Origin of the sequence: Mycobacterium neumannii, from assembly GCF_002245615.1 — a bacterium.
Taxonomy (GTDB): Bacteria; Actinomycetota; Actinomycetes; order Mycobacteriales; family Mycobacteriaceae; genus Mycobacterium; species Mycobacterium neumannii_A.
This window is the reverse complement of record NZ_NKCO01000001.1, coordinates 317,046-330,336: the sequence shown is the minus strand read 5'-3', so window position 1 is coordinate 330,336 and position 13,291 is coordinate 317,046. Positions and strand designations below refer to the sequence as shown.

Genomic DNA, 13,291 nt, shown 5'->3' with positions numbered 1-13,291 from the left:
GGCGGCTCAGTCGGTGCGGCCCTTGAGGATCTCGTCCTCGATGGTGCCGCCGAGCCCCTCGGCGCTCGGGTCGTAGCCGTGCAGGCCGCCGGTGACGGCGTACTCCTCCTCGGGCGACAGCACCAGGCGGTGCCTGCCATAGAGGCCGAACACCAGCAGCCCCAGGATGTAGAAGATGACGATCGCGATGACCGCCGGCCGGTAGTCCGGGTTGACGAGGATGCCGACGAACGTCACCGCCGCGATGACCAGCGCGACGACCGCACCCGAGTTGCCGGTGGGGCTCACCCACGGTCGTCGCGCGTTGGGGAACTTTCGCCGCAGCAGGATGAACGAGACCATCTGCAACCCGTATGCCAGCACCGCGCCCCACACCGCGATGTTGAGGACCACCGCACCGGCGCCCTCGTTGTAGTTGACGATGAGCAGCGCCACGAATCCGATGACCGCGCCCGCCAGCAGCGCGACGTACGGTGTCTGCCGAGAACCGGTCAGCGACAACGTCTTCGGGTAGTAGCCGGCGCGGCTCAGCGAGTACATGTTGCGGCCGTAGGCGTACATGATGCCCTGCAGGCTGGCCAGCAGGCCGATCAGCGCGAACGCCGACAACACCGCGGCGAGGTTGGCGGGCAGGAAGGCGCGGAAGCCGTCGAGCAGCGGTTCGTCCGAACTGCCCAGCGCCTCGGACCCGGTCACCGCCGGGTTGAGGAAGAACACGATCGCACCGCAGCCGATCAGCGAGAGCAGTCCCCAGATGCCGGCGCGGGGAATGTCGCGGGCGGGGTCGTGTGCCTCCTCGGCCGCCAGCGGAAGTTCCTCGATGCCCAGGAAGAACCACATCGCGAACGGCATCGCGTACAGGATCGCCACCCAGCCGAACGGCAGGAACGTCGACGAACCGGCGGCGGCCGGATCGGGCGCGATATCGAAAAGCTTGCTGAAGTCCACGGCGCCGTTGGCGATGGCCAGGATGCCGAACAGCACCAGGATGCCGATCGACAGGATCGCGACGACGAGGGCGAACTTGAACGAGATCTCCGCACCCCACGAGTTCAGCCCGACGAAGAGCGCATACAGGACGACCCACCACACCCACATCGGCAGGGAGAGGTTGAACAGGTCGGTCGTCACGGCGTTGGCGTAGGAAGCCGAGAAGTAGACGATCACCGCGGTGGTGAACACGTACTCGATGGTCTCGGCGAACCCGGTGACGAAGCCGCCCCACGGGCCCATCGCGGCGCGCGCGAATGAGTACGCGCCGCCGGTATGTGGCATGGCCGCCGACATCTCCCCGATCGAGAAGAGCATGCCGAAGTACATGATCACGATGACGACCGAAGCGATCGCCAAGCCGCCCCATCCGGCCGCGCCGATGCCGAAGTTCCAGCCCGAGAAGTCGCCGGAGATCACCGCGGCGACGCCGATGCCCCACAGGCCCCAGAAGCCGGCGGTGCGTTTGAGTTGCCGCTTCTCGAAGTAGCCCTCGCCCGCTTGGCTGTACGTGACCCCGCCCGAGCGCTTCATCTTGTCCCGTGCCTGATCCTGGGCCACGTGGTCGCTCCGTTCTTGCGGTGATGGGGCATAGGGAGAATAAACTTGCAAAGGTCTGGTGTCCTACCTTTGGAAGTGACCTTTCTGTAAAGCCTTGGGCGAAGGCCGGAGCGAGCCACATCCAATGGTTGACTACCCGCAATCTCGCGCTGTCGAAGGAAAGGCCCACCACGGATGAGCGTCACATCGGGCATGTTGTCGCAGGCCGACCTCGAGCGCATGGTCGGCGACGGCGAGATCGACACGGTGATCGTCGGGTTCTGCGACATGCAGGGCAGGCTCACCGGGAAGCGGGTGTCGGCGCGGCTGTTCGTCGAGGAGGTCGCCGAACACGGCGCAGAGTGCTGCAACTATCTGCTGGCGGTCGACGTCGACATGAACACCGTTGACGGCTATGCGATGTCGAGTTGGGAGACCGGCTACGGGGACATGGTGATGAGGCCGGACTTCTCGACGCTGCGCCTCATTCCGTGGCTGCCGGGCACCGCGATGGTGATGGCCGACCTGGGTTGGCACGACGGCAGTCCGGTCGAGCAGGCCCCGAGGAGCATCCTCAACCGTCAGATCGACCGGCTCGCCGAACGCGGTCTGGTGCCCTACGTCGGGACCGAACTCGAGTTCATGGTGTTCGACGACGGCTTCCGCGAGGCGTGGGCCAAGGGTTATCGCGGATTGAGGGCGGCCTCCGACTACAACGTCGACTACGCGATGCTCGGCTCGACCCGGATGGAGCCGCTGCTGCGCGACATCCGGCTGGGCATGACCGGCGCGGGCATGTACTGCGAGGGCGTCAAGGGGGAGTGCAATCTCGGACAGCAGGAGATCGCATTCCGCTTCGACCATGCCCGGGTCACCTGTGACAACCACACGATCTACAAGAACGGCGCCAAGGAGATCGCCGACCAGCACGGCAAGAGCCTGACGTTCATGGCGAAATTCGATGAGCGCGAAGGAAACAGCTGCCATGTGCACATCTCGCTGCGAGGCGACGATGGCAGTCCTGATGGCACGGCGGTGTTCGCCGACGACACCGACCCGCTCGGAATGTCGCCGATGTTCCGCAGCTTCGTGGCCGGCCAACTGGCCACGATGCGGGAGCTGACGCTGTTCTACGCACCGAACATCAACTCCTACAAGCGGTTCGTCGACGGCAGTTTCGCCCCGACTACGATCGCGTGGGGTCTGGACAACCGGACCTGCGCGCTGCGCGTCGTCGGCCACGGCCACGGCATGCGGATGGAGAACCGGGCCCCCGGCGGTGACGTCAACCAGTACCTCGCGGTGTCGGCGTTGATCGCCAGCGGTCTGTACGGCATCGAACGCGAACTCGAGTTGCCCGAGCCGATGGAGGGTAACGCCTACACCAGTGGTGTGGAACGGCTTCCGGCCACGCTCACCGAGGCCGCGGCGCTGTTCGAGAAGTCCGAGGTGGCGCGGGAGGCGTTCGGCGACGAGGTGGTCGAGCACTACCTCAACAACGCCCGCGTCGAATTGGACGCGTTCAACGCCGCCGTCACGGACTGGGAAAGGATCCGCGGTTTTGAGCGGCTCTGATGTTTCGGCGGGCGGGCAGAAGCGCAGACCCGTACTCGGGCTGACCACCTACCTGCAGCAGGCACAGACCGGGGTGTGGGATGTGCGGGCGAGCTTCCTGCCCGCGATCTACTTCGAGGGTGTCGAACTGGCCGGCGGAATCTCGGTTCTGCTTCCCCCGCAACCCGTCGACGACCACATCGCCGACCGGGTGCTCGACGGGCTCGACGGCGTCATCATCACCGGTGGCCGCGACGTCGTGCCCGCGCACTACGGCCAGGAACCGCACCCGGCCACCGACGCCGACGTCGAAGACAACCGGCGCCGTGACCAATTCGAGTTCGCGCTGGTGCGCGGCGCGCTGCGGCGCGGCATCCCGGTGCTGGGCATCTGCCGCGGCGCCCAGGTGCTCAACGTGGCGCTGGGCGGCACACTGCACCAGCACCTGGCCGACGTCATCGGGCACAACCGCCATCAGCAGGGCAACGCCGTGTTCACGACGTCGACCATTCGCACCGTTGCGGGCACCCGGTTGGCCGAGCTCATCGGCGAGTCGTCGGACGCGCAGTGCTACCACCACCAGGCCATCGACCGACTCGGCGACGGCCTGGTGATCAGCGCGCAGGACGACGACGGAGTCATCGAGGCGGTCGAAGTCGACAGGGTCGCGCACCCGGACGACTTCGTGCTGGCCGTGCAGTGGCATCCCGAAGAGCGCCTCGACGACCTGCGGCTGTTCGCTGCCGTCGTCGAAGCAGCGGACGCATACGCAACAGAAAGGGCGAACGCTTGAGCACATCCGACGTGATCAACCCGGCGACCGAGGAGCTGCTGCGTACCGTCGAGCAGACCGACGAGGCCGCGGTCGACGATGCGGTGGCCCGGGCGAAAGCGGCGCAACGGGATTGGGCGCGGCAGGCGCCCGCCGAACGGGCGGCCGCGTTGCGCGCATTCGCGGCGACGGTCGACGCGCACGTCGACGAGCTGGCGGCGCTGGAAGTCGCCAACTCCGGGCATCCCATCGGTAGCGCCGAGTGGGAGGCCGGCCACGTCCGCGACGTGCTGCAGTTCTACGCCGCCACACCGGAACGCTTGTCCGGCAAGCAGATTCCGGTCGCGGGCGGTATCGATGTGACGTTCAACGAGCCACTCGGCGTGGTCGGTGTCATCACGCCGTGGAACTTCCCGATGACGATCGCCTCGTGGGGTTTCGCGCCTGCGCTCGCTGCGGGCAACGCGGTGCTCATCAAACCCGCTGAGTGGACGCCGCTCACCACGATCCGGCTGGGGGAGTTGGCCGTCGAAGCGGGAATCCCTGCCGACCTGTTCTGTGTGCTGCCCGGTAAGGGTTCGGTGGTGGGGGAACGATTCGTCTCGCACCCCGACGTGCGCAAGGTGGTGTTCACCGGCTCCACCGAGGTCGGCACCCGCGTCATGGCGGGCGCGGCCAAACAGGTCAAACGCGTCACCCTCGAATTGGGTGGCAAGAGCGCCAACATCGTCTTCGACGACTGTGATCTGGAGCAGGCGGCGGCCACCGCGCCGTACGGGGTATTCGACAATGCGGGCCAGGACTGCTGTGCGCGTAGCCGAATACTGGTGCAGCGCAACGTCTACGACCGATTCATGGAACTGTTCGAGCCCGCGGTCAGGGGTGTGGTGGTCGGCGACCCGCGCGCCAAGGACACCGAGATGGGTCCGCTGGTGTCGAAGGGGCACTGGAACACCGTCGCCTCGTTCGTGCCCGACGACGCGCCCGTCGCGTTCCGCGGCTCGGCTCCCTCAGGGCCGGGGTACTGGTTCCCGCCGACGGTGCTGACGCCGCAGCGCACCGACCGCACGGTGCGCGAGGAGATCTTCGGCCCTGTGGTCACCGTGCTGCCGTTCGACGACGAGGCCGACGCGATCGCGCTGGCCAACGACACCCCCTACGGGTTGTCCGGGTCGATCTGGACGGAGAACCTGTCGCGGGCGGTGCGGATGTCGCGGGCGGTGGAGGCGGGCAACCTGTCGGTCAACTCGCACTCGTCGGTGCGGTACAACACGCCGTTCGGTGGCTTCAAACAGTCCGGCCTCGGACGCGAACTCGGCCCTGACGCGCCGCTGTCGTTCACCGAAACCAAGAACGTGTTCATCGCCGTGCAGGAGGCACCCTAGATGGATCTGACTCAACGACTGGCGGGCAAGGTCGCCGTCATCACCGGTGGCGCCAGCGGCATCGGTCTGGCGAGCGCCAAGCGGATGAAGGCCGAGGGCGCGACCGTCGTCATCGGCGACATCGACCCGGCGGCCGGAAAGACCGTCGCCGACGATCTGAACGGCACCTTCGTCCAGGTCGACGTCTCCGATCAGGTCGCGGTGGACACGCTGTTCGACACCGCCGCCGAGACACACGGATCGGTCGACATCGCGTTCAACAACGCGGGCATCAGCCCACCCGAGGACGGTCTCATCGAGGACACCGGCGTCGACGCCTGGCAGCGGGTTCAGGACGTCAACCTCAAATCGGTGTTCTTCTGCTGTAAGGCGGCGCTGCGGCACATGGTTCCGCAGCAGAAGGGGTCGATCATCAACACCGCGTCGTTCGTCGCGGTGGTCGGCTCGGCGACGTCGCAGATTTCCTACACCGCATCGAAGGGCGGTGTGCTGACCATGTCGCGTGAACTCGGTGTCCAGTACGCGCGGCAGGGGATTCGCGTCAACGCGCTGTGCCCCGGGCCCGTCAACACGCCGCTGCTGCAGGAGTTGTTCGCCAAGGATCCGGAGCGCGCGGCACGACGGTTGGTGCATGTGCCGGTGGGCCGGTTCGCCGAACCGGAGGAACTCGCCGCCGCGGTCGCCTTTTTAGCCAGCGACGACGCGTCGTTCATCACCGCGTCGAGCTTCCTGGTCGACGGCGGTATCGGCGGCCACTACGTCACCCCGCTGTAGTCATGTCGGCCGACTCGGACGCACCAATGGCGCACGTGGGGTTCACCGCGTTGGCGGCCGCCGAAGCGTTGCTGCGTCCGGTGCGTGGGGGTAACGCCTTCGAGGACACCGTCGCCCGGCTCCTGCAGACCATCCGGCTCGGTGTGCTGGCGCCCGGCGAATGCCTGCCGCCCGAACGCGAACTCGCCTCACGTCTCGGCGTCAGCCGCGACACCGTGCGCGAGGCGATCAAGTCGCTGTCCGACGCGGGTTATCTGGTATCTCGGCGCGGACGGTACGGAGGGACGTTTCTCGCCGACGAACTGCCGCGACCTATTGCCAGAACCGACGCCGTGACGCGCGCGGAGATCGACGACGCACTGCGCCTGCGGGAGATCCTCGAAGTCGGCGCCGCGCACATGGCGGCCAGCCGCACGCTGAGCGCATCGGAGCGCGAACAACTGTGGGCCCGGATGGCCGACGTCCGCGCCGCTGCCGCCGACGACTACCGCCGGCTCGACTCGCGCCTGCACCTGGCGATCGCCGAGGCCGCCGGATCGCCGTCGCTGGTCCCGCTGCTGGCCGAGAACAGGATGCGGCTCAACGCCCTGCTCGACCAGATCCCGCTGCTGCCACGCAACATCGCCCATTCCGACGAGCAGCACGAGGCGATCGTGCTCGCGATCCTCGCAGGCGACGGCGACCGAGCGGCATCAGCGATGCGAACTCACGTCGAGGGGTCGGCCGCGCTGCTGCACGGCTTCCTCGACTAGGCCTCACCTTTTTCGCGCGAGCGTGCGTGTTTGGCGACGACACGCCGTCGAATTTCCAACCTTTGCGCACGCTCATGCGCCCGCGAGCGTGCACATCGGCGCTACATTGAGTCCCGTGAACGAGCCAGTCGGCCAGGTGGACGTCGAACGCGCCGCGTCGGCGCTGGCCGACGTCGACACCGCCAGCTGGACGCAGCGATTCGACCTGCTGTCGGACCCGCATCGGCTGGAGATCCTGCTCACGCTGCATCGGGTGCCGGGAATCCGCGTGGGAGACCTCGCAGCGGCGCTGGGCCGCTCGGAAAACGCCGTCTCGCAAGCGCTTCGCGTGCTGCGCCAGCAGGGCTGGGTCAGCGCCACTCGGGTGGGACGGGCCGTCAGCTACCGCCTCGACGACGAGATCGTGCACGACCTGCTGCACTGGATCGGCGCCCGGCACGGCTGACGCCGTTTCCGCCCTACACACGCTGTTCTGGTGGAGGCTGTATGCCGTGGCGGTGGACGACCGGCCTGAGGTTGAACCCACCGCATTGGCGACGGCGGAACATTTGACGAGGACAAGACATGGCAACTACCGGACAGAACACGACGACGGGTGATGGCGATCGCCAGCTCAAGGCCAAACATCGCGCGTTATGGGCCTCGGGTGATTACCCCACCGTCGCATCCGAACTGATCCCCGCACTCGGTCCTGAGTTGGTCCAAGCCTGCGGGGTGCGTCCCGGCGATCGTGTGCTCGACGTCGCGGCCGGCTCGGGCAACGCGGCGATTCCGGCGGCGGAGCTCGGCGCCGTGGTCACGGCGAGCGACCTCACTCCGGAGCTCTTCGACGCCGGGCGTCGGATCGCCGCGGAGCGCGGTGTGAGTCTGGAGTGGGCGGAGGCCGACGCGGAGGCACTGCCGTTCGCCGACAACGGCTTCGACGTCGTGATGTCTTGTGTCGGTGCGATGTTTGCACCGCATCATCAGGAAACCGCCAGCGAACTGATCAGGGTGGCCCGTCCCGGCGGAAGGATCGGGATGATCAACTGGACGCCCGAAGGCTTCATCGGGAAGTTGTTCGCGACCATGAAGCCCTACGCGCCGCCGCCGCCGCCGGGGGCGACCCCGCCGCCGCTGTGGGGCAGTGAGGAGCACGTGCGCGCGCTGTTCGGTGATCGGGTCACCGACCTGACGATGCGCCGCCAGACGGTGCGGATGGACCAGTGCGCCACACCGCTTGAGTTCCGTGAGTACTGGAAACGCAACTACGGTCCCACGATCGCCGCGTACAAGTTCAACGAGAACAACCCCGAGCGCGTCGAAGCGCTGGACGAGGATTTTCTCGCCTTCCTCGAGCGGTCCAATCAGGGCGTCGCCGAAGAGGGGTTCTGGGAGGCCGAGTACCTCCTGGTGACAGCGACCAAGCCGTAACGCCCGGCGCGGACCCCGTCTGAACATGTGTTCAGCTAGACATGTGTTCGTCTGGAGCTCTAGGCTCGCGGGGTGACCTACTCGTACGTCGCGATGCATATGAGCGACGGCATCGTCAACGCCCCGACCTCCGTCGTCTTCGGTCTCATCGCCGTCGCTGTTGTCGCACTGTGCGCGGCCAAGGCCAGAAACGAGCTCGACGAGCGCACGGTGCCTCTCGCAGGCCTCGTCGCCGCGTTCATCTTCGCCGTCCAGATGATCAACTTCCCGATCCTCCCGGGCGTCAGCGGGCACCTGCTCGGCGGGGCGCTCGCCGCGATCCTGGTCGGCCCCTACACCGGGGCGCTGTGCATCGCCATCGTGTTGGTCGTACAGGCGCTGCTGTTCGCCGACGGCGGGGTCACCGCGCTGGGCACCAACATCGTCAACATGGCGGTGATCGGTGTCGCGGCCGGCTATCTGACCGCCGTCCTGCTCTACACCTCGGTCAGGAAGCGCGCCGAAGTACCAGTGGCCAGCTTGGGCGTGATCGCCTTCGTAGCCGCGCTGATCGGAACCATCTGTGCGGCAATGGGCTTCGTCGTCGAATACGCGATCGGTGGAGCGGCCACCACGTCGCTCGGCGCGGTGACGGGCTACATGCTCGGAACCCATGCGCTGATCGGCGTGGGAGAAGGCATCATCACTGCCGTGACCGTGATGGCCGTCGCGCGTTCGCGTCCCGACCTCGTCTACCTGTTGCGCCGCACCCGGCGGGAGGTTGCGGCATGAGGTCGCGCTGGCAGTTCTTGGCGATTTTCGCGGCTGTCACGCTGCTGATCGCCGGGGTGGTGTCCTACTTCGCCAGCTCGAACCCCGACGGGCTCGACTCGACGACGCTGCGCGGGTGCGAGGTCGTCGAGACCGCTGCCGGCGAGGAACTCACCGGCGAGTGCATCGCCCAGCACGCCGAGGAGCACAGCCTGGCGGCCTCCCCGCTCGCCGACTACGCCATCGGCGGACGCGACGGCACCGGCGGCATCGCCGGGATCATCGGCGTGCTCGCGACGCTCTTCGTCGCAGGATCGGTGTTCTGGCTGATCGCGCGGAACCGCAGAGCGACCGACCGCAGCGGATCGGGCTGACCATGGGCGCGGGCGCTCACCCCCTCTACCGGCACGACGACTCCGCCGTGCACCGCGCCCCCGCCGAGGTGAAGGTCGTCTGCCTACTGGTGTTCGTGCTCGCGGTCGTCGCGACGCCGCGGGAGATGTTCTGGCCCTTCGCCGTCTACGCGCTGATCGTCGTCGGCATCTGGCGTCTCGCCCGCATCCCGCTGCGGTGGGTCCTGCCCCGGATGCTGATCGAAGCGCCGTTCCTCGTCCTGGCCGTGCTGCTGCCCTTCGCCGAGGGCGGCGAACGTATCGACGTTGCAGGACTGGCGCTTTCGGTCAGCGGGTTGTGGGCGGCGTGGGGCATCGTCATCAAGGGCACGCTCGGGGTCGCGGCGGCACTGACCGTGGCCGCCACCACGTCGACGACAGAGCTGCCCACCGCGCTGGGCCGGCTCGGTGTGCCCGCGATCGCGACGTCTGTGCTGGTGCTGATGATCCGCTACGTCGATCTGCTGACCGCCGAGGCCGGCCGGATGCGCATGGCACGCATATCGCGTGGCGATTCACCGCGCGTCCTGCATCAGGCCGGTGCGATCGCCAAGGGTATCGGCGCGCTGTTCCTGCGGTCTTACGAACGCGGTGAGCGGGTCTACGTCGCGATGCTGTCGCGCGGGTTCGACGGCAACGCACCGGATCTGGCCGTGATCGGTGCGCCGCCGCGCGCCGTCGCGTCGCAGTGGGTGATCGTCATGGCTCCGGCCGCGGCCGCGGTCGCGGTTTCCGCGTCGGCGTGGGTGCTGCGATGAACGCGATCACGATCGAGGGTCTGCGCCACGTCTACCCCGACGGCCACGTCGCCCTCGACGGTGTCGACCTGACCGTGCGCGGCGGCGAACGCATCGCCGTGCTCGGCCCCAACGGCGCGGGCAAGACCACGCTGATGTTGCACCTCAACGGCGTGCTGACCGCGACGTCGGGTTCGGTGCGCATCGGCGATGTCGCGCTGACCCGCAAGACGCTTCACGACGTGCGCAGACGTGTGGGCCTGGTCTTCCAGGACCCCGACGACCAGTTGTTCATGCCGACCGTCGCCCAGGATGTGGCGTTCGGTCCCGCGAACTTCGGGTTGCGCGGTGACGCGCTGGCCGACCGGGTCCGAGAAGCGCTCCAGACGGTGTCTCTGACCGAGGAGGCCGACCGCAGCCCTACCCACCTGTCGGCGGGCCAGCGTCGCCGTGCGGCGCTGGCGACCGTACTGGCATGCCGGCCCGAAATCCTTGTGCTCGATGAACCGTCGGCGAACCTCGATCCGGTCGCTCGCCGGGAACTGGCCGAGACGTTGTCTGCGCTGGACTCCACGATGTTGATCGTCACGCACGACCTGCCCTATGCCGCTCAGCTGTGCGAGCGGGCGGTCGTGATGGATCGCGGCGTGATCGTCGCCGACGGCCCCATCCGGGAGATCCTCGCCGACACCGAGCTGCTCGCCACGCATCGCCTCGAGCTGCCCTGGGGCTTCGAGGTGCCCACCCGGCCCTGACTTGTGCACATCGAGGAGCGTTGAGCGCTCCCAAACGTGCACAAACCGCCGGCAAGTCAGTGTCGTCGGGACGGCGGCCACGGCGGCTCGCCGCACAGCGCCAGCAATGCGTTCTCGACGACCTCCGGCAGGGCGGGGTGAATCCAGTACTGCCCGCGCGCCATCTCCTGCGCGGGCAGGTCGAACGCCATGCCCTGGACGACAGGCTGGATCAGCGATGACGCCTGATGGCCCATGATGTGCGCACCGAGGAGCAGCCCGGTGTCGTCGTCGACGATGACTTTGGCGATACCGGAGGTGTCCTCCATCGCCCACCCGTAGGCGACGTCGGCGTAATCCTGGATCTTCACCCGGATCCGGAAACCCTGTGCGCGCGCCTCGTTTTCGGTTAACCCGACGCTGGCGATCTGCGGGTCGGTGAACACCGCCGACGGGACATGGCGGTGGTTGGCAGGCATGAGCGCGTCCGTGTCATCCCAGTCCTGCAGAAGATTGTGTTTGACGACGCGCGCTTCGTGGTTGGCCACGTGCTTGAGCTGGAAGTCCGACGACACGTCGCCGAGCGCGAAAATGCCGCGGGCGGTGGTGCGTTGGTATTCGTCGACGACGACCTGTCCGCTCGCGGTCACCTTCACACCGGCATGCACTGCGTCGAGCAGGTCACCGTTGGGGACGCGACCGGTCGCCACCAGCAGGACGTCGCCGCACAGTGTCGAGCCGTCGTGACAGGTGACTTCGACGCCGCCGTCGACCTCGCGGGCGTCGGCGAGCTCGTGATGGTTGCGCACCTCCCACTTCTTGGCGGCGATGTCGGTGAAGCGCATCGCGATGTCGTCGTCGTGGCCGCGCAGCAGAGTGCTGCCGCGGATCAGCAGCGTGATCTTGCTGCCGAGCGACGAGAAGATGTGGGCGAATTCGCAAGCGACATAACCGCCGCCGACGATGATGAGGTGTTCGGGCAGATCGGTGATCCGCATGATCGTGTCGCTGGTGTGGTACGGCGCACCGCATTCGCTGACCGCGTCGGGCACGACCGCGCGAGAACCGGCCGCGATCACCACCTGGTCGGCGGTGAACTCGTCGCCGGCGTCGGTGCGCAGCGCATACCGGCCGTCGGGTCTCGTGGGCGCAAACCTGGTGTGGCTGGAGAACACCTGCACATTCGGTGAGGAGCGACGGTAGTTCTCTCCCGCTACGGCCAACGGGTCGATCCGTCCGAACACCCTCGAGACGACGTCGGGCCACCGCACCGCGTCTATGTGCGCGTCGACACCGTATCGCGCCGCGTCCCTGACGGTGTCGGCGACGCCCGCCGCGTAGACGAACATCTTCGTCGGGATGCAACCGACATTGAGACACGTTCCGCCGAACACACTCTGCTCGCAGATCGCGATCTTCTTGTCGATGTAGCGCTCGTCGAGGATCGAGTTGCCCGAGCCCGCTCCGATGATCGCGATGTCGAAGTGCGTCATGACCAGCCTCCTGGGGATCGGGTGACGGCGGAGCCGCGGGCGGCCGGATCGAGGTACCAGTCCAGCCATCGGTCCAGTTCGCCGTAGGCGGCCCGTCGTGCCTCGGGTACCGACAGGAACACGTCGTGCTTGGCGTCGGCGATCGGCACGATCGTGGTCCGGTTGCCGATGCATCCGGCCCACCGGGCGATCTGTTTGACGTCGAGCACCGCATCGCCCTTCTGAATCGCGTCCGGATCCTTCACCTCGCGCACGCTGCGGTCTGAGCGCAGAACGAGGTTGGGCACGCCGACGTCGAGACCGCGGTGCAGTCTCGCGTGGCCGCGGCGGACGGCGGCGATCCAGCCCGTCGTGACGGGAAAGCCGCCGACGGGCTTCCACTTCAGGTCGTAGTCGAAGTCGCCGTGGTAGTCGCGGTGCAACGACGAGCCGTAGCCACCTTCGCTCGGCGGGCGCACCACCAGCCGCTTGTACACCCGCGAGACGGCCCCCAGTGCGGCGCGCGTCGGTGCGGCCCGAAGGATCGATGGCCCCTGCAGGTCAAGCCACGGGCTGTTCAGCACGAGGCCGCCGATGCGCTTGCGCCCGGTCCGCCCGCGCCGACGCAACCGGTCCAGCCACAGCGACACGATCAGCCCACCGGCCGAGTGCCCGTACACCAGGACCTCGGCCGGGGACACCGAGCCGATGATGTCGAGTGCGCGTTCGAGTTCGACGTCGTAGCGGGCCAGGTCGGTGGTGAAGTGAGGGGTCTGGCCCTCCCGCCACGAACGCCCGCATTTGTGCAGGTCGATGGCGTAGAACGCGAATCCGCGACCGGCGAAGTGGTCGGCGAGCTCGGTGTTGAAGAAGTAGTCGGTGAACCCGTGCACCAACAGCACCGCGCGCGTGGCCGACCGATCCGGTTCACCGCGCCGAACCAGGGTGGCGACGAGCTCGCCCTCCCCGTCCGGGTCCGCGCCGAGGGCCATCGGGTGTTGCCAGTAGCCCGGCAGCACGTCTGCC

At 67.5% G+C, this 13,291-nt stretch carries 14 protein-coding genes; 11 read left to right on the top strand and 3 right to left on the bottom strand.

The features are described from left to right. Positions 1 to 6: 6 nt before the first annotated feature. Positions 7 to 1,524 (bottom strand): amino acid permease, encoded by a 1,518-nt coding sequence (locus tag CEX88_RS01730; RefSeq protein ID WP_066843154.1) that lies wholly within the window; start codon positions 1,522 to 1,524, stop codon positions 7 to 9. Positions 1,525 to 1,725: 201 nt separating this feature from the next. On the opposite strand from CEX88_RS01730, the gene CEX88_RS01725 reads away from it, so the two are divergent. The 11 genes from CEX88_RS01725 (at position 1,726) to CEX88_RS01675 (ending at position 10,814) form a co-directional block, all read left to right on the top strand. Continuing rightward, positions 1,726 to 3,105: a glutamine synthetase family protein gene (locus tag CEX88_RS01725; protein ID WP_094292160.1), complete on the top strand. Its 1,380-nt coding sequence runs from the start codon at positions 1,726 to 1,728 to the stop codon at positions 3,103 to 3,105. Then, positions 3,092 to 3,877, top strand: a complete 786-nt coding sequence (locus CEX88_RS01720; protein WP_094292159.1) for a gamma-glutamyl-gamma-aminobutyrate hydrolase family protein — start codon at positions 3,092 to 3,094, stop codon at positions 3,875 to 3,877. The genes CEX88_RS01725 and CEX88_RS01720 overlap by 14 nt, the downstream gene beginning before the upstream one ends. Continuing rightward, complete coding sequence (locus CEX88_RS01715; RefSeq protein WP_094292158.1) at positions 3,874 to 5,241, top strand: aldehyde dehydrogenase family protein; 1,368 nt, start codon at positions 3,874 to 3,876, stop codon at positions 5,239 to 5,241. Before CEX88_RS01720 ends, CEX88_RS01715 begins: the two co-directional genes overlap by 4 nt. Next, positions 5,242 to 6,015 carry a 3-oxoacyl-ACP reductase gene (locus tag CEX88_RS01710; protein ID WP_094292157.1) on the top strand — a complete coding sequence of 258 codons (774 nt, stop codon included), beginning with the start codon at positions 5,242 to 5,244 and terminating at the stop codon, positions 6,013 to 6,015. A gap of 2 nt (positions 6,016 to 6,017) precedes the next feature. Beyond that, the gene (locus CEX88_RS01705; RefSeq protein ID WP_066843022.1) at positions 6,018 to 6,767 is read left to right on the top strand and encodes a FadR/GntR family transcriptional regulator; all 750 of its coding nucleotides are present in this window, start codon (positions 6,018 to 6,020) and stop codon (positions 6,765 to 6,767) included. A 115-nt stretch (positions 6,768 to 6,882) separates the two neighbouring features. Beyond that, complete coding sequence (locus CEX88_RS01700; protein ID WP_164673997.1) at positions 6,883 to 7,212, top strand: ArsR/SmtB family transcription factor; 330 nt, start codon at positions 6,883 to 6,885, stop codon at positions 7,210 to 7,212. Between the two features lie 119 nt (positions 7,213 to 7,331). Then, positions 7,332 to 8,180 (top strand): class I SAM-dependent methyltransferase, encoded by an 849-nt coding sequence (locus CEX88_RS01695; RefSeq protein WP_066843020.1) that lies wholly within the window; start codon positions 7,332 to 7,334, stop codon positions 8,178 to 8,180. Between the two features lie 93 nt (positions 8,181 to 8,273). After that, on the top strand, positions 8,274 to 8,951 hold the full coding sequence (locus CEX88_RS01690) for an energy-coupling factor ABC transporter permease (RefSeq protein WP_094292291.1): 678 nt from the start codon (positions 8,274 to 8,276) through the stop codon (positions 8,949 to 8,951). Continuing rightward, positions 8,948 to 9,304, top strand: coding sequence for a PDGLE domain-containing protein (locus CEX88_RS01685; protein WP_094292156.1), 357 nt, complete (start codon positions 8,948 to 8,950; stop codon positions 9,302 to 9,304). The genes CEX88_RS01690 and CEX88_RS01685 overlap by 4 nt, the downstream gene beginning before the upstream one ends. Before the next feature lie 2 nt (positions 9,305 to 9,306). Beyond that, a complete protein-coding gene (gene cbiQ, locus CEX88_RS01680; RefSeq protein ID WP_066843017.1) occupies positions 9,307 to 10,080 on the top strand; it encodes a cobalt ECF transporter T component CbiQ in 774 nt (257 codons plus the stop codon). After that, positions 10,077 to 10,814, top strand: coding sequence for an energy-coupling factor ABC transporter ATP-binding protein (locus CEX88_RS01675; protein ID WP_066843016.1), 738 nt, complete (start codon positions 10,077 to 10,079; stop codon positions 10,812 to 10,814). Before cbiQ ends, CEX88_RS01675 begins: the two co-directional genes overlap by 4 nt. Positions 10,815 to 10,870: 56 nt before the next feature. On the opposite strand, the gene mtr is transcribed toward CEX88_RS01675, so the two are convergent. After that, positions 10,871 to 12,286 (bottom strand): mycothione reductase, encoded by a 1,416-nt coding sequence (mtr, locus tag CEX88_RS01670; protein ID WP_094292155.1) that lies wholly within the window; start codon positions 12,284 to 12,286, stop codon positions 10,871 to 10,873. After that, on the bottom strand, positions 12,283 to 13,257 hold the full coding sequence (locus CEX88_RS01665; RefSeq protein ID WP_066843151.1) for an alpha/beta hydrolase: 975 nt from the start codon (positions 13,255 to 13,257) through the stop codon (positions 12,283 to 12,285). Before CEX88_RS01665 ends, mtr begins: the two co-directional genes overlap by 4 nt. Positions 13,258 to 13,291 lie beyond the last annotated feature (34 nt).

Bases quoted from the DNA above. Each gene is read 5' to 3' on its own strand.
- CEX88_RS01730 (WP_066843154.1), bottom strand. From the start codon at position 1,524: ATGAAGCGCTCGGGCGGGGTCACGTACAGCCAAGCGGGCGAGGGCTAC.
- CEX88_RS01725 (WP_094292160.1), top strand. From the start codon at position 1,726: ATGAGCGTCACATCGGGCATGTTGTCGCAGGCCGACCTCGAGCGCATG.
- CEX88_RS01710 (WP_094292157.1), top strand. From the start codon at position 5,242: ATGGATCTGACTCAACGACTGGCGGGCAAGGTCGCCGTCATCACCGGT.
- CEX88_RS01705 (WP_066843022.1), top strand. From the start codon at position 6,018: ATGTCGGCCGACTCGGACGCACCAATGGCGCACGTGGGGTTCACCGCG.
- CEX88_RS01695 (WP_066843020.1), top strand. From the start codon at position 7,332: ATGGCAACTACCGGACAGAACACGACGACGGGTGATGGCGATCGCCAG.
- CEX88_RS01690 (WP_094292291.1), top strand. From the start codon at position 8,274: ATGCATATGAGCGACGGCATCGTCAACGCCCCGACCTCCGTCGTCTTC.
- CEX88_RS01685 (WP_094292156.1), top strand. From the start codon at position 8,948: ATGAGGTCGCGCTGGCAGTTCTTGGCGATTTTCGCGGCTGTCACGCTG.
- cbiQ (WP_066843017.1), top strand. From the start codon at position 9,307: ATGGGCGCGGGCGCTCACCCCCTCTACCGGCACGACGACTCCGCCGTG.
- CEX88_RS01675 (WP_066843016.1), top strand. From the start codon at position 10,077: ATGAACGCGATCACGATCGAGGGTCTGCGCCACGTCTACCCCGACGGC.
- mtr (WP_094292155.1), bottom strand. From the start codon at position 12,286: ATGACGCACTTCGACATCGCGATCATCGGAGCGGGCTCGGGCAACTCG.
- CEX88_RS01665 (WP_066843151.1), bottom strand. From the start codon at position 13,257: ATGGCCCTCGGCGCGGACCCGGACGGGGAGGGCGAGCTCGTCGCCACC.